22 protein-coding genes are annotated in these 23,750 nt (G+C 67.6%); 13 read left to right on the forward strand and 9 right to left on the reverse strand.

The window, feature by feature from the left end:
- Positions 1 to 164 precede the first annotated feature (164 nt).
- The 4 genes from MJQ72_RS33265 to MJQ72_RS33280 all read left to right on the forward strand — a co-directional run bounded on the left by MJQ72_RS33265 (position 165) and on the right by MJQ72_RS33280 (position 5,191).
- On the forward strand, positions 165 to 1,403 hold the full coding sequence (locus MJQ72_RS33265) for an SAVED domain-containing protein (protein WP_240594976.1): 1,239 nt from the start codon (positions 165 to 167) through the stop codon (positions 1,401 to 1,403).
- Between the two features lie 437 nt (positions 1,404 to 1,840).
- Complete coding sequence (locus tag MJQ72_RS33270; protein ID WP_240594977.1) at positions 1,841 to 2,224, forward strand: hypothetical protein; 384 nt, start codon at positions 1,841 to 1,843, stop codon at positions 2,222 to 2,224.
- Between the two features lie 187 nt (positions 2,225 to 2,411).
- Entirely contained in the window at positions 2,412 to 3,128 is a 717-nt protein-coding gene (locus MJQ72_RS33275) for a hypothetical protein (protein WP_240594978.1), read from the forward strand.
- On the forward strand, positions 3,029 to 5,191 hold the full coding sequence (locus MJQ72_RS33280) for a P-loop NTPase fold protein (RefSeq protein WP_240594979.1): 2,163 nt from the start codon (positions 3,029 to 3,031) through the stop codon (positions 5,189 to 5,191). The genes MJQ72_RS33275 and MJQ72_RS33280 overlap by 100 nt, the downstream gene beginning before the upstream one ends.
- 324 nt (positions 5,192 to 5,515) lie before the next feature.
- On the opposite strand, the gene MJQ72_RS33285 is transcribed toward MJQ72_RS33280, so the two are convergent.
- Entirely contained in the window at positions 5,516 to 6,391 is an 876-nt protein-coding gene (locus MJQ72_RS33285) for a DNA-processing protein DprA (protein ID WP_240594980.1), read from the reverse strand.
- Positions 6,392 to 6,682: 291 nt separating this feature from the next.
- Between MJQ72_RS33285 and MJQ72_RS33290 the strand changes: the two genes are divergently transcribed.
- The 4 genes from MJQ72_RS33290 to MJQ72_RS33305 all read left to right on the forward strand — a co-directional run bounded on the left by MJQ72_RS33290 (position 6,683) and on the right by MJQ72_RS33305 (position 10,677).
- Complete coding sequence (locus tag MJQ72_RS33290; RefSeq protein ID WP_240594981.1) at positions 6,683 to 7,324, forward strand: ComF family protein; 642 nt, start codon at positions 6,683 to 6,685, stop codon at positions 7,322 to 7,324.
- Between the two features lie 59 nt (positions 7,325 to 7,383).
- The gene (locus MJQ72_RS33295; RefSeq protein WP_240594982.1) at positions 7,384 to 8,772 is read left to right on the forward strand and encodes a hypothetical protein; all 1,389 of its coding nucleotides are present in this window, start codon (positions 7,384 to 7,386) and stop codon (positions 8,770 to 8,772) included.
- A gap of 570 nt (positions 8,773 to 9,342) precedes the next feature.
- Complete coding sequence (locus MJQ72_RS33300) at positions 9,343 to 10,062, forward strand: hypothetical protein (RefSeq protein WP_240594983.1); 720 nt, start codon at positions 9,343 to 9,345, stop codon at positions 10,060 to 10,062.
- 210 nt (positions 10,063 to 10,272) lie between these two features.
- On the forward strand, positions 10,273 to 10,677 hold the full coding sequence (locus MJQ72_RS33305) for a hypothetical protein (RefSeq protein WP_240594984.1): 405 nt from the start codon (positions 10,273 to 10,275) through the stop codon (positions 10,675 to 10,677).
- A gap of 252 nt (positions 10,678 to 10,929) precedes the next feature.
- Here MJQ72_RS33305 and MJQ72_RS33310 read toward each other — a convergent pair whose 3' ends face one another.
- Genes MJQ72_RS33310 through MJQ72_RS33320 form a run of 3 tightly spaced genes read right to left on the reverse strand, consistent with a single transcriptional unit; the run spans position 10,930 to position 14,144 of the window.
- A complete protein-coding gene (locus tag MJQ72_RS33310) occupies positions 10,930 to 12,228 on the reverse strand; it encodes an FAD-binding oxidoreductase (RefSeq protein ID WP_240594985.1) in 1,299 nt (432 codons plus the stop codon).
- On the reverse strand, positions 12,218 to 13,072 hold the full coding sequence (locus MJQ72_RS33315; RefSeq protein WP_240594986.1) for an alpha/beta hydrolase: 855 nt from the start codon (positions 13,070 to 13,072) through the stop codon (positions 12,218 to 12,220). Before MJQ72_RS33315 ends, MJQ72_RS33310 begins: the two co-directional genes overlap by 11 nt.
- Positions 13,073 to 13,082: 10 nt before the next feature.
- Positions 13,083 to 14,144, reverse strand: a complete 1,062-nt coding sequence (locus MJQ72_RS33320) for an amidohydrolase family protein (RefSeq protein ID WP_240594987.1) — start codon at positions 14,142 to 14,144, stop codon at positions 13,083 to 13,085.
- Between the two features lie 203 nt (positions 14,145 to 14,347).
- On the opposite strand from MJQ72_RS33320, the gene MJQ72_RS33325 reads away from it, so the two are divergent.
- Entirely contained in the window at positions 14,348 to 14,932 is a 585-nt protein-coding gene (locus MJQ72_RS33325) for a TetR/AcrR family transcriptional regulator (protein ID WP_240594988.1), read from the forward strand.
- Between the two features lie 34 nt (positions 14,933 to 14,966).
- On the opposite strand, the gene MJQ72_RS33330 is transcribed toward MJQ72_RS33325, so the two are convergent.
- Positions 14,967 to 16,667 (reverse strand): GAF domain-containing protein, encoded by a 1,701-nt coding sequence (locus MJQ72_RS33330; protein WP_240594989.1) that lies wholly within the window; start codon positions 16,665 to 16,667, stop codon positions 14,967 to 14,969.
- Between the two features lie 87 nt (positions 16,668 to 16,754).
- Here MJQ72_RS33330 and MJQ72_RS33335 point away from each other — a divergent pair, with 87 nt between their 5' ends.
- Positions 16,755 to 18,164: an FAD-binding oxidoreductase gene (locus MJQ72_RS33335; protein ID WP_240594990.1), complete on the forward strand. Its 1,410-nt coding sequence runs from the start codon at positions 16,755 to 16,757 to the stop codon at positions 18,162 to 18,164.
- Positions 18,165 to 18,215: 51 nt separating this feature from the next.
- Here MJQ72_RS33335 and MJQ72_RS33340 read toward each other — a convergent pair whose 3' ends face one another.
- A complete protein-coding gene (locus MJQ72_RS33340) occupies positions 18,216 to 19,166 on the reverse strand; it encodes a VOC family protein (RefSeq protein WP_240594991.1) in 951 nt (316 codons plus the stop codon).
- A 67-nt stretch (positions 19,167 to 19,233) separates the two neighbouring features.
- Between MJQ72_RS33340 and MJQ72_RS33345 the strand changes: the two genes are divergently transcribed.
- Positions 19,234 to 19,866 (forward strand): TetR/AcrR family transcriptional regulator, encoded by a 633-nt coding sequence (locus MJQ72_RS33345; RefSeq protein ID WP_240594992.1) that lies wholly within the window; start codon positions 19,234 to 19,236, stop codon positions 19,864 to 19,866.
- Positions 19,867 to 20,481: 615 nt separating this feature from the next.
- Here the strand turns inward: MJQ72_RS33345 and MJQ72_RS33350 are convergent.
- From MJQ72_RS33350 to MJQ72_RS33360, 3 genes are read right to left on the reverse strand one after another with little or no spacing between them, the layout of a single operon-like run.
- Positions 20,482 to 21,243, reverse strand: coding sequence for a hypothetical protein (locus tag MJQ72_RS33350; RefSeq protein WP_240594993.1), 762 nt, complete (start codon positions 21,241 to 21,243; stop codon positions 20,482 to 20,484).
- 35 nt (positions 21,244 to 21,278) lie between these two features.
- Positions 21,279 to 21,671, reverse strand: coding sequence for a hypothetical protein (locus tag MJQ72_RS33355; protein ID WP_240594994.1), 393 nt, complete (start codon positions 21,669 to 21,671; stop codon positions 21,279 to 21,281).
- A gap of 5 nt (positions 21,672 to 21,676) precedes the next feature.
- On the reverse strand, positions 21,677 to 22,375 hold the full coding sequence (locus tag MJQ72_RS33360; protein ID WP_240594995.1) for a hypothetical protein: 699 nt from the start codon (positions 22,373 to 22,375) through the stop codon (positions 21,677 to 21,679).
- A gap of 125 nt (positions 22,376 to 22,500) precedes the next feature.
- Between MJQ72_RS33360 and MJQ72_RS33365 the strand changes: the two genes are divergently transcribed.
- Entirely contained in the window at positions 22,501 to 23,271 is a 771-nt protein-coding gene (locus tag MJQ72_RS33365) for a protein kinase domain-containing protein (RefSeq protein WP_240594996.1), read from the forward strand.
- Positions 23,268 to 23,720 (forward strand): hypothetical protein, encoded by a 453-nt coding sequence (locus tag MJQ72_RS33370; RefSeq protein ID WP_240594997.1) that lies wholly within the window; start codon positions 23,268 to 23,270, stop codon positions 23,718 to 23,720. Before MJQ72_RS33365 ends, MJQ72_RS33370 begins: the two co-directional genes overlap by 4 nt.
- Positions 23,721 to 23,750: the final 30 nt, after the last annotated feature.

Raw genomic sequence — 23,750 nt, forward strand, 5'->3', positions numbered from 1 at the left:
CTGCCGAGGTCACCGCAGGACGTCACTTCAGCCGACCGGACAACGAGCGGCTCCGACTCATCCTCGAAGTTTCCTTGACCACCCTGTTCGCGAAGAACGCCGCGTAGCAATGCTCGTCCCGTTACCAACCCCCGATCTGTCCCAGCCTGCACAGAAGGTTACAGATGACTCAGATTGACGACCTGGACCCGATCTTCCTCAGCTACCGGCACTCAGACGGAGATGCTTTGGCAGAACGGGCCGCGTGGGTGCTTCGTACCCACGGCGTCCCCGTGTGGCATGACCAGACTCATTTATCACCGGGACGCTTTCAGCGGCGGTTGCAAGAAGCTCTCGATTCGGGACTGTCCGGAGCCGTACTTCTCGTCACCGAAGACATGGCACTTTCGAGTTTCGTTCGAGAGTTGGAACTACCGAACCTCCTTCGTTTGGAAGCGGACTCCGCGTTCACCTTCGCCATCGGGAACACCATCACCGACTCCGACGGCCGGCTGGACTACGGCGCCCCGGATCGCCTGCTCCCCCAGGAAATAGCGACGCTGAGCGACTTCGATCAGTTCGCGGTGTACGACCACGCAGGGCTCGCTCGCTTGGCCAGCGAGATGGCGGTCCGCCGTGTCCGCCGCGCCGCCGTCGATGATCGGCTACATCTGGACATCCAAACCCGGGTCCCTGCGCTGGGTACTCGGAAGGCACCGCTCGCGGTCCGGACGCGCCCGCCCATGCACGGTACCAGCGTGCCGCCTGTCGAGGCTTGGGAAGACTTCGCGCCGTTCCTCTGTGAGCTGCCCCGCATCGTCCAGTCGGCCGACGTTCAGCATCTTCACATCACCGGCGGCGCACACTTGAGCATGGCCTTCGCGCTCGGGGCCGCATTACCGACCACGACTGGGCTGACCGTCACGATCGCCGATCAAGACGGGACCGAGTGGACGGGAGCTGAAACCCAGACTGTTTCGCTCGTACAGAGCGCGATTCCCCTCGACGGTCGTCCCGATGGTCCCGTCGCCGTGTACCTCGATCTCGTACCCACATCTCCCAACAAAGGCTTCCGCCACTACGCCAAGAGCCACGACTACGCCCACGCAGTCGAGATCGCAGTGGCGAAACGCGAACCCATCCCCGCCGAGGCAGCCCCCGCACTCGTCACCGAGCTACGCCGGCGCATCGGCGAAATCGCAGGAAGCCGGCATGTACACCTGTTCATGCGCGTCCCTTTCCCTCTGGCCGTGATGCTCGGCCGCACCTGCAACACGCTGCGAGTCACCCTCTACGAATGGGAAAAGGAAGCCGAACCGCCAACGTACCTCGAGATGGCCACCGTGTCCGCAGGCCGCATTGGTGGGCCCGTCGTGTCATGGACCGACCGATCCCCCGCGCAGGCCACGGTAGGGAGCCCGTAACAGACCGAACGAAGCGACTGCGCCGAATCGAAGATGCTGATCACACCGAGCCGTCACCTTCACGAGCAGAACGATGCCGGCCACGAAGATCAGGACCACAGCGGTGATGGCCACATGCCGGAAGCCTCGCTTCGGTTGCGGCGTCATCAGTTCTCCGGGTCATTGGATTGATTCGCACGCAGTCGACGGGACCTGCCGGCGAGCCACAGCAGTGCACCGACCAGGACGAGTGCCGCCCCGCCGAAGAGCAGGAGAGGAAGTCCCCCGAGACCGGTGAAGGCGAGGCCCCTGCCTCCGCTGTTGGACGAGGTCGTGGTCGGCGGCGCGGATGAGGCGCCGAACGGAACCGTTCCCGAAGTAGTCGTAGCAGTGGTCGGAGTCGGGGCCGGGGCATCGATGGTCGGGGTCTGCAGAGTGTTCGCAGCCCGGACGTCGATGTGCTGGGTGACTTCGGCGGTGCGTCCTTCGGCATCGGTGACGACGAACCGCGCATCGACCGGGCCGGCGTTCGAATAGGTGTGACGAACCGCGCCGTCCTGGTTCGTTTCGTCGACCTTGCCGTCGTTGTCGAAGTCGAATCCGTACGTCGGGGTGGCGCCGGTATGCTGGAGGAGAGTCCGGACAGGACCGTCGGTGCGCCCGCCAGCACGGTGTCGGCGAGAGTCAAGCGGGCGACAGGCGCGGTTGCGGCGTCCTCGACGGTGCGAACGATCTTGCCGGTGACATCGTCTGAGGCGTCGATGGCTGCGGTGCTGCTGCCCGTGGCGTCCGAGATGGTCGTCAGCTGGCCGGTGAGTTCGGTGCTGGCGGATAGTCCGTAGACCTTGACGGGAGCGATCGCGGTCCCGGCAGCCGTGGTCACTCCTGCTCACCTGCCCAACGATAAGCCTCTCGCTATGCAGCTCAGGTCAGCTTCAAGAGTTCCAAACTTATCGTGGCGCCCCTCCGATCGGACGAAAGCCTGGTATGGGTGTAACGCCGAACCTGTTCTCGACGAGTCAGGAACCGATGAACGCACAGGAGTTCGGCGACGGCTTGGTTCCGCTCCAGACCATCGACGGCGTCTCCTACGCCGTAGCGCTGACCACCCACCCGTGGGACCTTCCGGCCGACGCGCTGGCGATCTCCGTGGGCGCCAGCTACGGCGGCGTCGGAGAGGCGATGCAGGAGGAGTTCCCCCGTGCCGCGTGGCGCCGGGTCGATCTGGGCTCGATCACCGCTGCCGAGCCCGCCGTGCTGGACCTGAGCGCGCACACCGGCGGTCGGCGACTGCGCCTCGCCGTCCTCGCCACGCCTCACGACAGGAGCAACGGCGACTACCCGACCGCTGACGCGATCACGACCGCGACGACCACGGCCATCACCACGGCCGCGAGCGCCGGAGCGTCCGCTGTCGCCCTCCCGCTGTTCGCCACCGGACGTCTCGGGCTGGACGCCTCCATCGCCGCCCGAGCGGTCATCCACGGCGCGCTGGCCGCGAAGTCAGACGTTCGCGAAGTCATCCTGTTCTCCGATTACTCCGTCAACGTCGACGCGATCCGCAAACAGTGGGCCGCCTACGTCCCTGGCTCCGCGGCCTTTCCCGAACCTGAGAGCACTGCGTCCGAGCCATCCCCTGTCCCCGGGTGCCGGTGTTCTCCGACGACGAGCTCGCTGGTGGTGTCGCCCGCGACCTGGTCGACCCGAACGAGAGCATCCCGCTGGCCGATGACCACCTCGGCGTAACCCCGTACGTCGCCATGCTGGCCCTGGTCATCGCCGCCAAGGACACGCCGCTGCCGTTGTCGATCGGCATCTTCGGCGAGTGGGGCTCCGGCAAGAGCTTTTTCATGGGCATGTTGCGCGGCCAGGTCAAAGCTTTGGAGGGCAAACCTGGAAACTGCGCGAAGATCGCCCAGGTCGGCTTCAACGCCTGGCATTACGCCGATGCGAACCTTTGGGCCAGCCTCGGCGACGAGATCTTCCGCCAGCTCGCCGAACCCGCCCGGCGCCCCGGCGAGCCGGACGCCGAGCACCAGGCCCGGCTACGGGAGGGTGCCTGGCTGCGCGAGCAGCTTGCCGCTGAGCTGGAGCAGCGCAAGGTGCTGACCGCGGTGACCGAGCGCGCCCAGGCCGAGGCCACCGCACTGAAACACCGGATCGGCGAAGCCGAGCACGACCGCAAGGTGCGAGCCGGCGACCTGCTACGCGCGCTGCGGAAGTCACGCGCCTTCCATGAGGAGTACGACGGGCTGTGGCGAGAGCTCGGTGTTCGGGACCTGGCCGATCAGAGTCGGCTGCTGGCCGACGAGATGCGCGGCGCGCACCGCGAAACCGAGGCGCTGGGCCGGATCGCGCGTTATCGGCGAGGCAAGGCCGCCCTGGTCACCGCCGCCATCGTGCTGCTGGCCGGCGTGGCACTCACGGCCCTCGTGCCAGACGTGAAGGCGTGGCTGGCCGGCGTCGGCGCAGTGTTCGCCGGTCTGGCCGCGACCGGGCTAACGCTGGTGGGTGCCGCTCGCGCTGGGCTGCGCCGGCTGCGGGTGCTCGCCGAGGACCTGCGCGAGGGGTTGGACGAAGGCGCGCAGCAGGAGCTGCTCGCGCTGCACAAGGCCGACGCTGACCAGCAGATCGCCGAACAACAGCTCGCCGAGGTCATCACCAGGATTGGGGAACTGGGCCGGCAGCTCACTGAGCTGACCCCGGGCCGGCAGCTCTACGCCTTTCTCGCCGAACGGTCGCACGGCGAGGACTACCGGGGCAACCTCGGCCTGATCTCCACCATCCGCAAGGACTTCGAGAAACTCGTCGCGCTGATGAGGACGCCAGTGGCCGACGGCGAGGAGAGCACTCCTCCGCTGGACCGGATCGTGCTGTACATCGACGACCTCGACCGGTGCAGCCCGCAACAGGTCGTCGACGTCCTCCAAGCGGTGCACCTGCTGCTCGCGTTCGACTTGTTCGTGGTGGTCGTCGGGGTCGACCCGCGGTGGTTGTTGCGGTCACTGAGCACGCACTACGACCGGTTGATCGAAGCCGACACCGTCGTGCGCGCGGACGGCTGGCATGTGACGCCCGAGGATTACCTGGAGAAGATTCTCAACATTCCGTTGGTACTACCGCGGATGCCACCGGGCAGCCTGCAGCGACTGCTGTGGTCGATGGCAGACGTCCCGGCTGCCACCGATACCAGTGAGCGACGGCCGACGACGGAGGTGCACGACGAGAAGACCGACGTCGTGACCCCATCCAGCGTTGCGGCGCAGGAGATCCCGGTCGAGCCAGGCTCGCAGATGGCCGTGCACCTGGATCCAGATCGGCCGGAGGAGATCCCGCGGCCGCTGACCGATCCGGAGATCGCCCTGCTGTCGAAGCTGGACCCGCTGGTCGACACCCCCAGGGACGCGAAGCGCTTGCTCAACCTCTACCGCATGCTCCGGGCGACCCGTGATCTCTCCGACGCCTCGACATTCCTCGAAGGCGAGTATGAGGCCGTGGTCGTGCTGCTGGGGACATGCACCGGGCACAGCCGCCTGCTCGGCCGCTTCGCCGACGCGCTGCTACGGGCGGCGCCGGAGACGCCCTGGGCCGACTTCGTCGAGCGGCTGCGTCCGATGGAGCGGGACGATTGCTGGGTGAGCGAGGCTGTGGGCCGGGTTCCCGTGGACGAGGCGGAGCAGTGGGAGCACCTCCACTCCAGCCTGGCCGAACTCACCACTGCGATGACGCTGCCCGACGTCCGTGTCTTCCAGTCGTGGGCGCCGCGGGTCCGCCGGTTCTCCTACGTACTCTCACCCGACGCCCGCTGAGGCTCAATTTCGTCGCAGCAAAGCTCGCTCGACGGCTTACCGGTCTGCGTCAACCGCCGCCGTGTAAGCCGCAGCTCCAGTTCGTCCACCGGCACCAACGGGCCGACAGGGCGGGCGAACTCCGCGACCGCCTCCGCGGTTCCTTCCCTGGAACCGTTCCACGATCACACACCGGTGCTCGAGGCTGCGGAGCAGGCGTCGTTCGGCTTCGGGTGCGACGTGGCTGGCGAAGATCGGCAGTCGGCGCGCTGGCACAGACATCGCCACGCTGATCCTGGAACTGGTCGGACGATGACGGACTACCACTACTCGTCGCGACCATCGCTACTCCAGGGTTAGCTGGGTGTCCTGGTTGAGACGCAACGAGCGCATCTCCTCAGCCAGATCGACGCGATTGATGATTCTGCGAGCACCGGTCGCGATCAACTTTGCGTTGCCTTGAGGAGTTCCCTCGGCGAAATCCATCACCAGCAATCGGCGTCCCGACTGCACGGCGACCTCGCCAGCTCGCAGCGTCCCGCCGGTTTCTCCGGCTTCCACCACGACGACAGCCTGGCTGAGCCCGATCACCACCTGGTTGCGCGTCATAGCGGCACCAGCTGTCCAATGTTGGCTGGGTGGGAATTGCGAGATCACCAGCAAGTGATCGAGCGCAGAAGACGGTAGCTCTCGGTACGCCGGTCGGAGCCTGAAGTTGAGGATCCCTTCCGCGAGCACGGCAATCGTGCTACCACCAGCCTCCAGACAGGCCAGGTGGCTTTCGGTGTCTATTCCCCTGGCGTAGCCAGAAACGACCGTGACGCCAAGCCGAGCCGCATCTTGACCACAAGCGCGAGCGGCACGAAGACCAGCGGAAGTAGCGTTTCGTGAGCCACACACGCCGACGGTCGGATTCTCTAGCATCTCGATGGGACCGCGATAGAACAGCGCGATGGGCGCGCCGGTGAACCGGCGCAAGCGGTCCGGGTAACGTTGATCGTCACAGAGCAGCGCCCGAATACCGCTCGATGTCAAAGTCTCGACTGTTGCGTCGGCTTCGATTCGTTGTTCATACGGTAGCTGCGCGATCAATGTGCGCAGCTGCTCCCGTCCGGATCGAAGCAATTGCTTGGCGCCTCGCCGCGGGCCACCTGCCGCTCGGGGGCCGAGCAGGGCTAGCAGCAGTTCTTCCTGGGCAACCTCGGCGCCGGATGAGTTCACCGATGGATTCTACCGAACTGTCACCGCGGTTCGTTCGACCCTGCCATGATGACCTTGCGATCGGCACTGTCACGGGAAGGAGCCTGTTGTTTGCCTGCCTCATCACACTCGGCTCGGTTTGTATCCGACTGGCGCGGCAATCGCTTGGCCGACTGGCACATGGACCAGAGCAGAGGGACCTTGTCCCTGCGTGGATCCGAGGAAATATGCGAGCAAGTCGTCGCTTGCTGGCCGCGCGCAAAACGGCACAACCTGCTGGAACGGCAGTCGTATTGGACCCATCGGATCCACATGGACTTCCCGGAGCCACCCGAATTACAGGATTTGTTACGCCTGCAGAGTGAGGTTCTCACCCTGCACGTCGCTAGTACCGTCGTTGTCAACACCGCCATCGCCCTGGACTTCTACAACAAACCCGATGCGGACGAGCTAAAATACACTGACACCGGTCAGCTTCTGCATTCGCTCAAGTATGGGCGGCACACGCCAGATGAGACGACACGGCTCGGCCGGAAGCTGTGTGCCGCGTTGTGCGACGTGGTCGACCGGCATCCATTGTTTCGAGATGCCACCCGTCTGCTTCCAGTTCCCGGCAGCACCCGGCGGCTCAGTGACCGAATCGGCTCGACCCTGCACCGTGACCTCGGCATTCCGCTCACGCATGTAACCCGGCGCAGCGTGGCGACCCGCCCAGCCAAGGACATGACATCGCGAGAACGTGCCGAGCGCATTAACGACTTCAGCATCGACGAAGGCCTGGCCGGCGAACGAGTGCTGATCGTGGACGACCTCTACCGCACCGGCCGAACCTTGGCCGAGGTCGCGCGCGTGGCGCACTCGGCGGGCGCGGATACGGTATACGGACTAGTGGCGGCCCGAACACTGGGCAGCAGGGACAAGCCACCGACCTTGTATCGCTGGCAGCCACGCTGAACAGCGGCACCACCGCGACGGCGATACCTGGACGACCGGAACTCCGAGAGTAGCGACGCATGGTCTACATCATCACCTTGGACGCGCGACAAGTAGAACAGTACGAACCTGAGTGGAAGATCACTGCTCGCTTCACGAAAGCGGTAGCCGCGCAGACGATGGCCGATCACTCCGGACCACAGCTGGCCATCATTCTCGCTCGTAGCCAGAACTCCCGACGTCACGACACTGGCGCGAAACCGGTTGAACAGCAACGGCATCTAGTGTGGATGGGCGTGGTTCACCGGGTCAACACAGTCGGACAAGCGGACAAGACCATCACTATCGACCCGCTGCGCCAATGCGATCGAGTCGTGCCACTCGATGGTGGAGATGGCCTTCTACGCTACGTTCGGCGGCCGCACCTGGACACGTTCGAACCAAACCAGCTGGAATCAGTGACCCATTGCGGCCCAAAGGCCTGGCAAGAGTTCGAACGTGTGCTGAGATCGCATCATCCGTCGCTCAGTCCGTTGCTCGACTGGCTGACAGCTCAGGTCAACGCGCCTGTATTGAGCGGTGATTCCCCGGCCGACCTCGCATGGTTGGAAGAGCACGATTCGGTCGGTACGGCCGTACGCATAGGCGGGTTCTCGCCGACGGCATTCGCCGGTTGGCAGCGCCCCCATTCGCCAGATGCCCCCTACCTCGCTGGGCTGATCCCGGAACCTGTCGAACACAGTCTCATCGACCATGACCTCCACGCTCCGGAAATCTTCGGAGAGCTGCGGGACAATCCCAACCTTCGCTCTGACATCCACGTCCTGGTGGCCCCAGATGGACGAAGACTCGAAATAGCGAATGTCAACGCCACCCCCGTCGAAGGCCGCCTCGGCACTGATCTCATCTACTATCACGAGTACACTGGCAGCTTTATCCTGGTTCAGTACAAACGTATCAGTCTCACCGCCAAATCCATTACCGTCGACGACCGCTTACGCCACCAGCTGGACAGACTGGAAGCCGTGGCAAGCCTGAGCCAGGTTCCGACGCGGCCACGCGACTGGCGCATGGGCGCCGACGCGTGCTTCCTGAAGCTGGCCAAGTGGCCAGCAAAGGGGCAGTTGTCTCAGGTGCTTGCCAACGGCATGTACCTCCCGTTGTCCTACGTTCGCCTGCTATTGGAGGATGACTGCACTCTCGGTCCTCGTGGCGGTCGCGTCCTGGGCTATGACACCGTCGAGCGCCATGTAACCGGGGCTCAGTTCGTCCAGCTCATCCAACATGGGCTGGCTGGAACCGTCGGTACGACCGTTGAGCAGCTGAAGCGATTCAGCATCCAGCGAGCCGAACAGGACCGGACCGGTGTCGTCCTAGCCGCTGAGCGTAGTTCGGAAACTGTGAGACAGCGGCAGCAGCGCGTCAATAGCCGCAGTCCGAAGAAACGAGCGCGAACACGTTCTCGCTGACGATCACCCTCGTTCGCGCCCCTCGACCGCTGAAACAGCGCCGATCGTCGCGCGACCTACCACCACTCCACTGAACACCGCAGGGGCGCAATACAACACTCATACCAATTTCCCTGGAGCAGATCTGGAGCACGACGTCGGTTACAACAGCACCCAACGACGTCGAACCGCACCGATCAGACCACAACCACTCCAGCCGACCAGCAGGTTCTCGATAACCGCAGGTCAGCGCGCCGTGCGCACCTGGCGGTGAGGGGGTCAGGGGTTCGAGTCCCCTTAGCTCCACAATACGAAACACCGCCCACCTGGCAGCTTGCCGAGGTAGGGCGGTTTTTCGTTTACACCTCACTTTGGGAATCGCCGTCACGAATTTCAGTCGGCGTCACCGTTCTGCCCGGACATCGGCGAAGCCCGTCGTGGCGAGTCGGACCGGCAGGCGATCAGGACCGAGGCGGGCGCCGATGGCCAGGATTCGAGGCGCCTCCTCTTGACCTCGTCGGCATGACGAGACGTTGGCAGGATGCGGACAGCAGCGCCGGAACCCGCATGCCGGAGGGCTAGCCTGCGCTCGTGGAGCGACAGGGGCAGCAGCAGTGGTTTCCGGATTTCCCGTCCCAGCCCGGTTACCCGGCGCCTTCGCCGAAACGGCGTCGCACGGGGATGATCGCCGGGATCACCGTCGGCGTGCTGGTGGTGATCGCCGGTCTGGTGGCCGGGCTGCTGGTGTTCCTGAACGGCAAGGACGACAGCGCTGCCTCATTTTGGCCTATCAGCGAGAGCAGCGCCTCCCGAACCCCGCCGGCGCCCGGCTGGAGGACGATGGAGCTCGGGCTGGGCGTGGTCGTCGAGGTGCCACCCACCTGGCAGCCGGTCGATGGAACCTTCATCCCGGACGTTCGAACCCGAGGCGCGCGGTACAAACCGGGCTACTGCGCAGCGAATCCGAAAGCCATCCTCGGCCAGCTGTACCTCGACCGGGCGCGTACCACCGATCCGATGGCGGCCGCAGCGGACGCGCTGATGTATCGGGGAACGCGGGCTTTCCGCGGCGGCGGTCAGGTGTATTCCGGCCCTGTCGGACGCCGCCCGGACGGCGGTGCGCAGGTGCAGGGCACGGTCACCCCGCACGCCAGGGACGACTGCGATCCGCCGTCGACCACCTACCGGGTGGTCGCCTTGCCCACCGCGCAGGGGACGCTGCTGGTCGTGGTGTGGGGTGACCTGCAGATGCCGGACTCACCTGCCGAAGAGGACCTCACCAGGATCGCGGACAGCGCGCGCCTCGGGTGACCGGGCTCCGGCTTTCCCTTGAAAAGAACGACTCGAAACGCTCACGCACATCCCGACGACCGTCCACAAGGGACACAAGGCGCGCTTTCGCGGCATGACAGGGCGTTTGGCGAGGAGTGGCCGCGCTCGGTGAAGGCGCCCTCTCGGCACGCAAACTCCCGGTGAGCGGCATGCGAGCGCGAAGCTCGATACCACCGGCATACTCTGATCGTGACCGATTTTCCGGCGGACGTGGAGACGCACTACCGGCGTCTGGCAGCACAACGGCAGTGGCCACCGGAGACCGAATCCGCGTTCCGGGCAAGCGTCGCGTGGTATCGGGAGCTGGACGAGGTCTCCGAACTTCGCCAGTACTACGAATACGTGGATCATGAAGGCCTGGTCGACGCAGGAGCCCGCTGGCTGTGGGAAGCGATCGTGGTCGACCACGAGACAGTGGCCGTCAAGCAGATCGAGCAGGATTCGTCCGGGGCCGTTCGCCGCTACTGGTGGCGGAATATCGAGGATGACGCCGGCGGACTCACCGATCAGGCACTCGACCTCACCGACCCCGGCCTCACGCCTGTTTCCCGGTCTACGTTCTCTGCGCTTTGGGACAGCAGCACCGACAAGTGAAGCTCCCGATCCAGCACGTGGAGCGCGGAAGGGATACGCCCGGCCAATTCGGGCAGGGTGTTGGTCCACTCGGCGTCGATCCTGGCGCCGGCGGGGTTGGCCACCTTGTTCACCGCCCCGTCCATGGTGACGAAGACCGAAGTGCGGTCCGCGGCGCCGCGGTCGGGGTCGGCAGCACGCGGGGCTGGTGTCACAGGTTGTCGCCCCGGAAGCGCATCCAGCGCTGCGAGGATTCCTGACGTGACCTCCGGCTCAGCCGAGCACCGTGCCCGAGTTCGCGGTGTTTCGGTTGCGCTTACGGGAGAACGCACCCAGGTCGATCTCCAGGCCGGTGCGCGGGGCCCGGAACCGGACGGGCGACGCGTCGTGGTCGGCGCCGTTCTCCACCTGGTCGATCAGCTCCGTCATCAGCTGCCCCACGACCGGCGCGTTCTTGAACTGGTTGCCGCTCGTTCCGATCGCGAGGTAGAAGCCCTCGAGTTCGGTGCGGTCGTAGATCGGCGTCCAATCGTCGGCGACGTCGTAGACGCCGACCACGCCGCGCGCCCGGTTGGGCACCGCCAGGCCGGGCAGTCGCCGCGCGGCCCGTGTCACCTGAGCCTCGAAGACCGCGGCCGTCGGGTGGATGTCGACGGCGTCCGGGTCGTCGGTCCACTGCAGCGGATCACACTCCGGTTCCGTTCCGCCGACGAGCAGGCCTTCTCCTCCTTCGCCGCGGAAATAGGTGCCCAGATCCATGTCCGCCACCACGGGCCCGCCGTAGCCCTCCGGGACCGGCACGTGCGCTACTTCCTGCCTCATCGGTCGCACCCCGACCGTGAAATCGGCACCCACGCCGGCCAGCCGATTCACCGCGCCCGACCACGGACCGGCCGCGTTGACCACGACGGCACAGGGAATCCGGGTGCCGTCCGACAGCCGCACCGACGTCACGCGCCCGCCTGCCTTCTCCACCGCCGTCACCGTGCTGCGGAAGCGGAACTCCGCCCCGCACGCCGAGGCCGCGGAGGCGAGGTTCACGGCGGCGAGGCCCGGGTCCGAGACGTAACCGGCGTCCGGGGTGTACACGCCACCGAGCGAGTGTTTCGCGTCCTCCCAGAATTCCTCGTCGTCGAGCCGCTTCGGCGGCCAATAGCGGCCGGCGTCGATACCTGGAACGCGCTCGGCCAACGTCGCGCTGTCCCATTCCTCGTAGGGAACACCGATCGCGTCGAACAACGGAAGCCACGACGTACGCGGGGCCGCCTCGACGTCCAGCATGACCAGCCCACTCTTGCGGAACGTCGCCAGGTCGCCGACATCGTGCCCGAGGTGGCCTGCCCAGTCGAGCCAGCCGAAATGCGCCTCCCATGCCGTCGCCACCCCGGCGGTGGTGGAGAAATTGAACCGGACGATCGCACTCGATGCCGACGTCGACCCCTGTCCGGCTCCCGGGGCACGGTCGAGCACGATCACCTGGTGCCCCGACCGGGCAAGCTCAAGGGCGATCGACGAACCGATCACCCCCGCCCCGATCACGACCACATCGGCGCTCGGGCGCTTACCGGGCACGGCAGGTCCTGAGATAGCTGAGGAACGAAGCCTGCAGCCCGGTCACGTGCGTTTCGCGCAGGACAGCGCTGGTGACGGCTCCGCCGAGTGAGCCGAGGCGGTGCAGGACGGTGGCCGTGTTCTTCGTGAGGTTCTGGTAGATGGGCAGGTCTCCGAGCAGCTCTTGCTCGTTGAGGGTCACGTGGAGCTTGGCAGCAGACTGGGTGTCGCCCAGCGCTTGGAGCTGGGCGAAGATCCGACTGTCTTCGCTGGCGACGCCGGGGCTGCCCGCTCCGATGCTTTCGAAGAGGGTGTTGCCGGTGAGCCAGGTGTAGAGGCTGAAAAGGCCGCCGTAGGAGTAGCCGAAAAGGCCGTGACCGCTCGTGGCCGTGTCGTAGTCGCGTTCGATCCGCGGGTGCAGATCCTCGGTGAGGAAGCTCAGGAACGCGTCGGCGTGGGTGTCGCGTAGTTCGGCGAGGTAGGCGTCGGATTCCTCGCGGGTCCTCGCGCCCGCCTGAACTCCCATCTCCACGGCATCGAGGAGTTCCTTGGCGATGGGTTCACCGGGGGGCACGAGGTCTCGGTTGCGCAGCCGATCCCAGTGCTGTGCTTCTTCGCCCGCGTAGCCGACGCTGACCTGGATGTAGGGCTGGATCCGCTGCATGGGGTCCGCCTGGGTGATGATGAGCGGAGCCGTCTGGCCCACGGCCCAGTTGCCGTCGAGCACATACACGGCAGGCGTTCGCGTCGTGGCGGGGTCGTAGCCCGGTGGAGTGGTGACCCAGACTCCGTAGTCGTGCCCTCCGCTGGAGCGCATCTCGAAATAGTCGGTGTCGGCGAGGCAGCCTTGCCACATGGTGCTCATCGGAGGTCCTTCACAACTCGGCCGGCCTTGAGAACGAGGACGGCATTGGCGGGATCAGCGAACAGCTCCGGGTCTTCGACCGGGTTGCCGTTCCACAGCACGAGGTCGGCCTGTGCGCCGGGGCGATGACCCCGGCTTGGCCGGACAGGCCGAGAATCTCGGCGTTGGTCTTGGTCGCCGCCACGAGGGCTTCCATCGGCGTCTCGAGTTCCGCGCGCAACCTGAGTTCTTCGCCTCGACGGTGCTGAGCCGGGCCGATGAGGTCGGAGCCCAGCCCGATCCGTACTCCGGCCTCCTTGGCGGCGGCGAGCGCCTCGGTCATCCGCTCGCGAACACCCAGTACACGATCGCGGGTCGATTCGCCGAGGCCGGCTCCGGCGGTGTCGTGCAGGAGTTGCTCGACGACGGCGAACGTGGGCACGAGGGCGACGTCGCGAGCGGCCATCAGGGTGGCCGTGGACTCGTCGATGTCGGTGCCGTGTTCGACACAGCGCGCCCCGGCCTCGACCGCGTTCCGGATGCCGTCGTTGTTGTGGGCGTGAACCGTCACGTAGGTGCCCCGTGCCGCGGCTTCCTGGACGGCGACGGCGATCTCCTCGACGGTGAACTGGGTGTCGGTCAGCCGGTCGTGAGCGCCGACCACTCCGCCGGTCACGCAGAGCTTCAGGAAGGAGGCTCCACGGCGAAAGGCTTCGCGCACGTTGGCTCGCAGCTCATCCGCGTTGCCCGACATCATCGACAGGGCGCACAGCCCCGGAAGGTGATGGCTGCTCCACAGCTCGGTCGGTTCCCACTCGGCCCCGTAGTAGCCGTGCCCGCCGATCTGGCACTGAACCGGTCCGCACGACAGCACACGCGGCCCCCGGACCTTGCCCTTCGCGATCGTGGTGACGAGACCGCCGTCGATCCCGCCGGTGTCCCGGACGGTGGTGAAGCCGGCATCGAGTGTCGCGCCTGCCGTGGCGAAGATGTCCGCCGCGATCTCCGCGGCACTGATCTGAAACGAGAACTGGGGCTGGATCGGACTCGACAAGCCCAGGTGAACGTGGGCGTCGATGAGGCCGGGCGTCATCGTGAGTCCCTCGGCATCGAGGCGCTCGCCGGCCTCGCTGGAGGCACCAAGGCGAGTGATACACCCGTCTTCGATGCCGACGTCAGCGTCGATCGGGTCGCGACCCGATCCGTCGACGACCGTCGCGCCGACCACCTGACACCGTCCCACGAGTCCGCCCTCCGCCGTTGCCGTCCGTCTTTTCCAATGGATAAACTACGGAGGTGAGCCTGTCAAACTCGGAACGCAAAGGCGACGCACGCGAGCGCCTCCTGGCCCGGCTTCTCGACGCCTTCGACGAGGACCTTCCCGCGCCGGAGGTGTCTCTCCGGGAAATCGCCGCCCGGGCCGGCACCAGCCACGCCCTCCTGCGATACCACTTCGGGTCACTTCCGGGCGTTTTGGCGGCCATGCTCAAGGCGCACCGATCCCGGGACAACAAGGCGCTTTTCGAGGCCACCCGGCAGGGCACCTTCGACGAACTGGTCATGGCGATCTGGCAGGCCTACACCCGACCGGAACAGCTGTCGCGTGTCCGCGGCTTCTTTCACGTCGTAGGACTGGCCGCCTACAGCCCGCAGGACTTCCGTGAGTTCATCGACTCGCTCGACGACCTGGCCGAGATCCTGGCCTCGCTCGCGGAACGCGAAGGGCTCGACGCCAAGGAAGCGCTGAACCTGGCCTTCGTCACCATCGCCGCGATTCGTGGCCTGCTCCTCCAGGAGATCCTGACTCCTGGAGTCGCCTCGGAGGACGCGGTCGCCTTGATCCTGCGCATGAGCAAGGACCGCACACAGCCAGGGTCTTGAGCAGGCAGTCGATCCCGGCGTCACCCGGCCAGGTTCAGCCGCCTCCCGGCTCGTCCAGCGGACCGCTCGCCGCGGTGAGGTGCAGAAGCATGTGCAGCTCCAGCGCCCGCTGCGGGGAACGCCAGCCCTCGCCGAGCAGGCTGTCGACCGCGGCCAGCCGCTGGTAGAGCGTGTTGACGTGGATCGCCAGCGCGGTGGCCGCCGGGCGGGGGCGGCAGCCATGGTCTAGGAACACACGCAAGGTCTCCGTCAGCGGCACACCACGGTGTCGTTCCTCGGCGAGCACCGGGCCCAGCAGGTGCTCGAACGCTTCCGCCAGATCGCGGCGACCGGCATGGTCGAGCAGGATCCGGTACAGCCCGAGTTGCCCGGCGGTCGCGGCTTCTCCTGTGCGCCCCAAGACTTCCAGGGCACGCAGCGTCTGCCGGGCCTCGTGGAAGCACCGCCGCAGCTCCGCCTGCCCGCGCGCGGGGCCGGCGATGCCCGCGGTCGGCGCGTCGTGCGGCCAGTCCCGGCGGATGCCGTCGGGTCCGGCCGTGGTCACGACAAGCAGCCGACCGCCGTGCTCGGCCGTGAGCGCGCCGGGCAAGTGCGGGAGCCGCGCCCGTCCGGAAGCCACCACGAGCACCGAGTACCGCGCCGACGGGTCCAGCCCGGCTTGCCGCACGGTTGGTCGCTCCGAGGTCGTGGTGAGCAGCTCGACCAGCAGCGCCGCGCGGGTGCTCCGCGACGCTTCGGCCGCTGCCTGCTCGGCGAGAAGCGCGAGTGCGAGTGCCGGGGCGGCACGGTCGAGGAGCAGCCGGTCATCGCGGACGGCCTCACCGTCGATCACCAGCGCGCCGAAGCGTCTCTCGCCGGCCACGACGGGCTGGGCCACGGCCGCACTGTCCGCGGTCCCGTCGTCCGGCGGTTCCGCCACGAAGCGGACCTGCCCGCGCGCCATCGAGCCGATCTCGGCCAGCAATCCCTCGACGCCGCCGCCGGTGAGCACCACGCGTGTCAGCCGCTGGTCCCAGCGCAGTGTTTGCTCCAGTTCGCCGGTGCGGCGTGCGAGCTGGTCGTTAGCGGCGTTGAGGCTGCTGATGGCGTCGGCGTTCTCGATGGCGATCGCCGCGTGCGCGGCCAGCGCGGACGCCAAGGTCACCTCGTGTTCGGTGAAGTCCCGTTTCTGGCGCTTGCCGACGAACAAGGCGCCGAGCACGCGGCCGCGCAAGCGCAACGGGACTCCGAGCAACCCGCGCATGCTTTCGGCGCGCGCTGCCGTGTCGGCGGTGTCGTCATGGCGGAAACGCCGCTCCGCCCGGTAGTCGGCCGTCCAGCGCGGCGCGGCGTGCTCGATCACCTCGCCGGCCAGCCCCACCGACAACGGGATCGCCACCCCGACCAGCTCTGGTGTGAGCGCACCGCTGGTGACCTTGAGCCGCAAATACCCGTCCTCGACGAGACCGAGGTAGGCCAGGTCCGCGCCGAGCAGCCGTCGTGCCTGGTCGACGATCTCCGGCAGTAGATCGTCGGGCGCGTGAAGGGTGGCCAGCCGGATCGCGATGTCGTTGAGCGCGGCCGACTCGGCCGCCCGCTGTGCCTGCTGCCGCAGCACCATCGCCAGCCGCAGCGCCTGGGCGGTCTCCCGATCGGCCGCCGCGGCGCCTCGCGACCGCGCCAGCTCGCCGCCGTGGCGCTGGAGTTCGTCCGGGGCGGCGTCGAGCAGCAGCAAGTCAAGCCATGACTTTCGCACCAGTGGACACTCCATCCATTCCCGACCGCCGACAGTAGCCGGTTCACACATTGAGTGGCGGGCGTGGACGCCGATAACGTCGCCGTCATGCGCGACGAAGCGTGGCGGCGTGAGCTGATCGAAAGCCTGGACCGGGGCCTGCCTGCCGGCCGGGTGATCACCGAACCCGATGTGATGTCCGGCTACGTCCACGACGAGGCCGAATGGGCACCGCACGGCACACCGGCGGCGGTGGTGCGGCCGCGTACGGCCGAGGAGGTGCGGCACGTCGTCCAGGTCTGCCTGCGGCTCGGCGCCCCGGTCGTCCCGCGGGGAGCAGGCACCGGACTGTCCGGCGGCGCGAACGCGGTCGAGCACAGCGTGGTCGTCTCGACCGAGGCGATGACCACGATCAAGGAGATCAACCGGCGGGAACGGCTGGCCGTCGTCGAGCCCGGCGTGGTCAACGACCACCTGCGCGCGGCCTGCGCCGAGCACGCGCTGTGGTATCCACCGGACCCCGCGAGCGTGCCGTGGTCGACCATCGGCGGCAACGTCGCCACCAACGCGGGCGGACTGTGCTGCGTCAAGTACGGCGTCACCCGCGACTACGTCCTTGGCCTGGAGTTCGTGACCGGGACCGGCGAGCTCGTCCGGGTAGGCCGGCGCACCGCCAAAGGCGTCGCCGGCTACGACCTCGCCGGGCTCATGGTCGGCTCCGAAGGCACGCTCGGCGTCATCACCGAGATCACCGTCCGGCTGCGCCCGGCCCGCCAACCCGAACACACCGTCGTGGGCTACTTCTCCTCGGTCGTCGCCGCCGGCTATGCCGTCGCGGCCGTCGCCGAAGCCGGGCTGGAGCCCTCCGCGCTGGAACTGATCGACCGGCACTGCCTGGCCGCCGTCGACGAGTGGAAGCGCATGGGCCTCTCGACCGAGGCCGACGCGGTGTTGCTGGGCCGCACCGACAGCGCCGGCCCGGCGGGCGAACGAGAAGCCGACGCGATGCTGGCCTGTTTCGAGAAGGCGGGTGCGACGTTCGCGGTGCGCTCGACCGACCAGCAGGAGGCCGACGCGTTGTTCGACGCGCGGCGCCTGGCCTACCCCGCGCTCGAACGGCTCGGGCCGGTGCTGACCGAAGACGTCTGCGTGCCCAAGGGCGCTGTCCCCGACATGCTCGCCCGGATCGAGGAAATCGCCGTCCGGCACGACACGCTGATCGCCAACATCGCGCATGCCGGCGACGGCAACCTCCACCCGCTACTGATCACCCGGCCCAGCGACGACGCCGCGAAGAAGCGGGCGCAGGCGGCGTTCGACGACATCATCGCGGCGGCGCTGGCGTTGGGCGGCACGGTGACCGGCGAGCACGGAGTCGGCCTGCTCAAACGGGAAGGGCTGGCCACCGAAGCCGGGCCTGCCGTGCTGGCGCTCGGCCGGGCGGTCAAGGCCGCGCTGGATCCGCACGGGATCTTCAACCCCGGCAAGGTGGTGGGCACCGAGCACGATGGGGCGTGACAACCGAGCCGATCGTCCACATCGGACAGTGTTCGGCCTGGCAAGGGATTCTCACGCTTGCCGGAAGGCGATCGCGGTGCCGAACGCGGCGGTGGCCGGCACGAAGACCTCTCCGGAAGACGCGCGCACCACTGGGATCTCGTTGTTCCGCAACAGGTTCTCCGCCGCGGCCAGATCGTGGACGGCGACCGTGCACGAAACCAGCGCGGGAAGCGCGGGCGTCTGCTCGCCGGGAAGCAGCGCGGCGAGACCGGAGGCGGGCACAAGGGTCAGCGTCGCCCCATCGAGATCGAAGACTCGGGCAGGCCCGTGCGCTCGGGGTGTCCGCCCCAGGTAACGCTCGTATCGTGCCCGCGCGGCGTCCAGATCGGCGTCGGCGGTGCAGAGAACGGCGTCGACGAGGCCGACCGCACCGTTGGGATGGCCTGCCGCCCGGGTGGCCTGGATCCGCGGGTCCAGGTCCGCGACGACGCCGATCCTGCCTTCCGCCGCCAGACCCGGCCGCGCTCCGTCGATCTCCAGATAGCGGACGGTCTCGACCTCGCCACCCGTCGGACGCCGCACCGTGTTCACCCCGCCGTGCCCTACACCTGCGGCGGTCAACCTCGTCGCGGTGGCGTCGACGTCGGACGAGGAGAACATCAGGATGTGCAAGCCCTCGAACCGTTCCAGGCATTCCGCCAGGTTGGCGCGGGTGGTGTCGATCCGCTCCACCAGCGTCGGCAGCACGTCCGGCGGGGCTTGCAGCGGGACTAGCCGGGCATCGGATGGGACGCGGCCGCCGGCGGTGACGACGGTGGCCAGTTCGAGGAAGTCGCCCGGGAAGTCGGCGTGGGTGTTGGCGGCGCCGAACGGCTCGGGCTCGCCCCCTTCCCGCGGCGGCATCGCGGGATAGCTGGGCGCGGGCGTGACGAAACCCAGACGCCGATAGAGGTCGAGCGCCGCGGGCAGGTCACGGACGACGTGGCCGACGTGGTGCAGGCGGGTGATCTCGGTGGCCATGGCGGCCACTGTAGAAGTAGCTCGACCAAGTGGTCAATCTATCTTGGCCGGGCGTACTGTCCCGTGGATGAGCGCGGATCACATCGACGGCCGACGCGCCCGCTATCAGCATCGACGGCCCGAACTGCTCGAGGCCGTGACCGGCTACGTCCTGTCGCACGGGCTGGCCGGCCTGGCGATGCGGCCGCTGGCCGTGGCGGTCGGGGTCAGCCACGGGACGTTGCTGCACCACTTCGGCTCGAAGGAGAATCTGGTCACCGAGGTCATCGACGTCTTGCGTCGACGGCTGGGTGACGCGGCGGGCCTGTCCGGCTCGCCTGCCCGCCTGACGAGCCTCGTTTCCTGGTGGCGGGACTCGACGACAACGGAACGTCTGCCTATCTACCGGCTGCTGTTCGAGGTGTTCGCTCAGGCCGCGCGGGACCCCGAGCGCTACGAGCGCTTCCTGCAGCAGGTCGTGCGGGATTCGTTGACGCTGATGGAAAGCCTGGTCATCGCGGACGGGTGTCCCCGAGACCAAGCGCCTCTGATGGCGACGATGATCGTGGCCCAGGCACGCGGCCTGCAGCTCGACCTGCTCGCCACCGGCGACCGGGAACGCGTCGACCGCACCTTCGCGTTGTTCGTCGACCTGATCGACCACCTCATGCGAAGCCGGCCCCACGAGCACGCGTCTTCCACGACGGCGCCCGCCCGCTGACGGGCTTGGTTGCGGCGGTGACGGGCCTGGAACATCCTTGTCGCGGGGAGGTGTCATGGCAGTCGCCGCACTCGGCGTGAGCACCGTCGTGTCCGTCGCCGCCGCGATCTGGTTCTTCGTCCGCGGCCGCCTGATCGTGGAATTCCCGCGGAGGCCGTGTATCAGTTGCTACGAACCGTTTCCGCGGTCCGAAAGCCCTTCTCGGACGATACGGCCGAGCGGCTGCGGGACTTGCTGGATTGTGTCGCCGTCGGCCTCACCGACGCTCAAGGCGGCCTGGTGAGCTGGGCGGGCGCGGCCGGCCATCATGACGTCGATCTCGCCGCCCCCATCAGGTCCGTCCTCAGCGACCGGCGAACGGCCGTCGTCACGCACGACGACCTTTCGGGATCCTCCTGCCGGTCGTGCGGAATGGGCGTCACGATGCTCGTCCCGCTGATCGTCGACGGCGAGCCCGACTGGGTCCTGATCGTGGCCGCCGAGAGCCGCGGACGGGTACCTCAAGGTCAAGTTCGGCCCGTTCTCGTTCGAGTACGGCGCCCATCCGAACGAAGCCGAGCCTGCCGTGGAGGGAGATTCGGGTCATGGCCCCGATCTCCACCCACGAGCGTGACGCTACTTGACCGTGACCGTGGCACTCGACCAGGACGTGCCGTCCGGGCTGGACGTGGTGACCGTGCGGGACTGGCCGGGCTTCAGGCCCTTGCTGTCCACCGAAACGTGCCCGCTACCGGTTCGCTTGCCAGGCACCGGCTTCGCCTGCTTCTCCTTGCGCTCCTTGGCTTTCCCGGACGAGTTCTGGTGCTTGCCGGACTTGAGCTTCTTCAGCTCGCTCTTGGCCTTGTCGAGCTCGCCCTTGGCCTTTTCGACCTTGTCCCCCGCCTCGTCGATGAGCTTCTTGGCCTTGTCCAAGGAACCGTTCACCTTCGAGACCGACTCGATGATCTTCTTCGAGCCGTCCCTCACGACGGGAGCGGGTTTCTCGACGACGACCACCCGGGGCGGGAGCTGCACGAGCCGTAGCTCACGGCTGTCCTTGGCGACCGGAGCCTTGACCACGAGAGTCCGTGTCTTCTGGCGTTGCACCTTCTTCACCGTCGTCGCGGCGGGCTTGAGCTTGGCCACCTTCTTGACCGTGACCGGTTTCGCGGCCGGAGCCGCGGGGATCGCGGCGTGCGGCGCGGCCTGCTGGACGAGCGGGTTGACCGGGGCGGCCGGCTGCTGCGGGGCGGCGGCCGGTTTCGGGGTGGTGGCCGCGGCGGGGGCGGCGGACGCGGTCGCTTCGTCCGTGCCGTCGAAGGCACCGAAGGTCCACGCGCCGACGGCGGCGGTCGTCAGGCCCGCGACGCCGAGCACGCCTACACGCTTGATGTTCATGGGATACCTCGATTTCCTGTTGCCTGCCGTGACGTTCACAGCGGGGTTTCGTCTTCGTGACGGCGTTCGTAGAACTCTTCGGCCAGGGAGCGGCCCATCAGGCCGCCGAAGATCCCGGCGGCCACGCCGACGGCGATGCCGACGGGGGTGGCGACGACCAGTCCGGTGGTCACCCCGAACACCAGTGACGCGGTCCCGCCGCCGAAGCCGGTGACCACGCTCTTGCTGATCGGCTTTTCGTCGTGCTCGAGGTAGTAGTCGTACTCGACTTGCCCGTCGTCTTCGGTGTCCGGAATGGACGGTCGCTGGTTCAGCCAAGCCTCTCGCGGGATCACCAGATACTGTGTTCGCGGGACGCGGGGGACGGAAAACTTCCGGAAGGCCGCCCACAGGGACAGTGCCGGTCGCTCGGCGAGGTTCGCGGTCATGGCGTTCAGTCCCGGTCGCCGCTCATGATCTTGACCGGCTTGTCGTGCTCCTTCGGTTTCTTGGCGCTCTCCCGGAGCTTCTTCAGATCGTCCTTGGCCTTTTTCAGGTCGTCCTTGGCCTTGTCCAGCACCTTGGTCGCACGCTCCACCGCTTCGTTCGCGGTGTCGACGGCTTTCGCCTTGTCCCGCACCTGTTCGCGGATCGTGCGCGGAGCCGTCTCGGCGGCCGCGGCGCGGACGACGAACTTCTTCTCCGGGAGAACGCTCGACAGTTTCGGCGCGGCCGTCTTCACCACACGCGGTTTGACGACCGCCGCCTTCTTCACCACCGGAACCTGGCGGGCCACCTTCTTGACCGGCTGCACGGTCTTCACCGTGCGCCGCACCGGGGCGGCCTGTTCGACGACAGGGGCCACGGTCACCTTGGCCGGCACGACAGGGGCCGTCACCGGCGGGGGTGGGGTCGCCTTTCGCGGCGCGGCCGGCTCGGCTCGCGGCCCGGGTTTGGGCTGGGGCACCGCCTGTTTCGACGGGGCCGGAACCTGGACCTGCTGCGGTTTGGCCGCCTGCGCGGCGTCCGGTACCGGTTTCTCGTCGGGCCGGTCGTCCACCATCGCGTTCGCGGTGGAGGCGCCGATGGCCGCGGTGGCGAGACCGGCGACGCCGTAGACGGCCGCCCGCCGGAGATTGTTCTTCCGCTTCATGATCCCACCTCGCTGATCCGTGGCGTCGCTGCTGAGAAGCAGCTTGGCGCGCGACGGTTCAGTCCCGGTACATCGGCGGTTCATCAGCACTCCCGTGATCGCGTTTCCCGCATTACTCTGCGGTCATGCGACCGGAGGACGGGGAAGCGCTCGGCAGCGGGTCGGCCGGTGTCGTCTTCGCCGTGCCGGCGGACGAGGGCGACGTCGCGGTCAAGGTGTTCCCCGGCAGGCTGTATCAGCGCACCCGCCTCCGGCTGGAACGCGAACTGGAGCGGCTTTCCGCGCTGACCGGTCAGATCCTGGTGCCCGAAGCCATCGAGGAGCTGCCGGACGGCCGGTGCGCGCTCCGCGGCGAACTCTGCACCCGGTCCTTGCTCGATCTGGTCGAGAGCACCGGCCCGCTGCCGGTCTCGGACACTCTCGTCCTCGGCTCCGCGATCGCGTCGACGCTCGCGGGGGCGCACGAAGCGGGGATCGTCCACGGCAGGCTCACCCCCGCCAACGTGCTGTTCCGCGCGTCGGGCGAGCCCGTGGTCAACGACTTCGAACGCACCCTGCGGCCGGTGTTCGTCCGCGATCCGGACCACGGGAGCGACTTCCTCGCCCCGGAAGGCGCCCACGGCGAAGGCGCGGACCTCTACGGGCTCGGCGCCGTGCTCCATTTCGCGCTGACCGGTCTGCCGCCCGGGCCGGACCGGCCGGAACTGCACCGGGTGGACGCGCCGATCGACCTCCTCGCCCTCATCGAGAACCTCCTCGCCGAAGACCCCGGTTCCCGTCCGGCCGACGCGGCCGTGGTCGAGGAGATCCTCGCCGCACTGCTTCCCGAACAGTCCACTTTGGACGACGAGCTGCCCGTCGTGGTCTCCGGGGACTCCAGGGATTCCCGCTGGTGACCATCGGCCCGGAACCGGCATCGGCTCCCGCACCCCGCAAGAGGTCCGCCTGGCCGGTGTTCACCATCGGTGCGGCGACCGTGCTCGCGGCCGTTGCCTGGTTACTCGTCCCTGGTTCGCCCGAACCGGCGCCGCGGGCTCAAGCACAGCCGAGTCCGGCGAAGACGAGCACCAGTCCGAAACCCGTACCGCGGGTGGAACTGGACGCACCGATCGACCACGGGTCGATGGTCGAGCTGACCTGGCGGGCACCGGAGGGGTTCGACTCGGCCGTCGTCGTCGCGGACGGCACCGGTGCGGCCAAGACCACGATCGTCCGGCGGCAGCGGACGATGAAGGTCCCCGTCGACCCTGGCCGGAAGTACTGCTTCCTGATCCAGATCACCGACGGCGGCGGGGTGCAGGAGAGCGCGCCGCGTCCCATCCGGGGCGCGATCTGCCGGAATTGAGCCGGAGCCCTGTTGTACCGTGGACGGGTC

This window comes from Amycolatopsis sp. EV170708-02-1, from assembly GCF_022479115.1.
Classification (GTDB): Bacteria; Actinomycetota; Actinomycetes; order Mycobacteriales; family Pseudonocardiaceae; genus Amycolatopsis.

Excerpts from the sequence above, each read along its gene's own strand:
- MJQ72_RS33265 (WP_240594976.1), top strand. The coding sequence starts at position 165 with ATGACTCAGATTGACGACCTGGACCCGATCTTCCTCAGCTACCGGCAC.
- MJQ72_RS33275 (WP_240594978.1), top strand. The coding sequence starts at position 2,412 with ATGAACGCACAGGAGTTCGGCGACGGCTTGGTTCCGCTCCAGACCATC.
- MJQ72_RS33290 (WP_240594981.1), top strand. The coding sequence starts at position 6,683 with ATGGACTTCCCGGAGCCACCCGAATTACAGGATTTGTTACGCCTGCAG.
- MJQ72_RS33295 (WP_240594982.1), top strand. The coding sequence starts at position 7,384 with ATGGTCTACATCATCACCTTGGACGCGCGACAAGTAGAACAGTACGAA.
- MJQ72_RS33315 (WP_240594986.1), bottom strand. The coding sequence starts at position 13,072 with ATGAGCACCATGTGGCAAGGCTGCCTCGCCGACACCGACTATTTCGAG.
- MJQ72_RS33320 (WP_240594987.1), bottom strand. The coding sequence starts at position 14,144 with ATGACGCCCGGCCTCATCGACGCCCACGTTCACCTGGGCTTGTCGAGT.
- MJQ72_RS33335 (WP_240594990.1), top strand. The coding sequence starts at position 16,755 with ATGCGCGACGAAGCGTGGCGGCGTGAGCTGATCGAAAGCCTGGACCGG.
- MJQ72_RS33340 (WP_240594991.1), bottom strand. The coding sequence starts at position 19,166 with ATGGCCACCGAGATCACCCGCCTGCACCACGTCGGCCACGTCGTCCGT.
- MJQ72_RS33345 (WP_240594992.1), top strand. The coding sequence starts at position 19,234 with ATGAGCGCGGATCACATCGACGGCCGACGCGCCCGCTATCAGCATCGA.
- MJQ72_RS33350 (WP_240594993.1), bottom strand. The coding sequence starts at position 21,243 with ATGAACATCAAGCGTGTAGGCGTGCTCGGCGTCGCGGGCCTGACGACC.
- MJQ72_RS33355 (WP_240594994.1), bottom strand. The coding sequence starts at position 21,671 with ATGACCGCGAACCTCGCCGAGCGACCGGCACTGTCCCTGTGGGCGGCC.
- MJQ72_RS33360 (WP_240594995.1), bottom strand. The coding sequence starts at position 22,375 with ATGAAGCGGAAGAACAATCTCCGGCGGGCGGCCGTCTACGGCGTCGCC.
- MJQ72_RS33365 (WP_240594996.1), top strand. The coding sequence starts at position 22,501 with ATGCGACCGGAGGACGGGGAAGCGCTCGGCAGCGGGTCGGCCGGTGTC.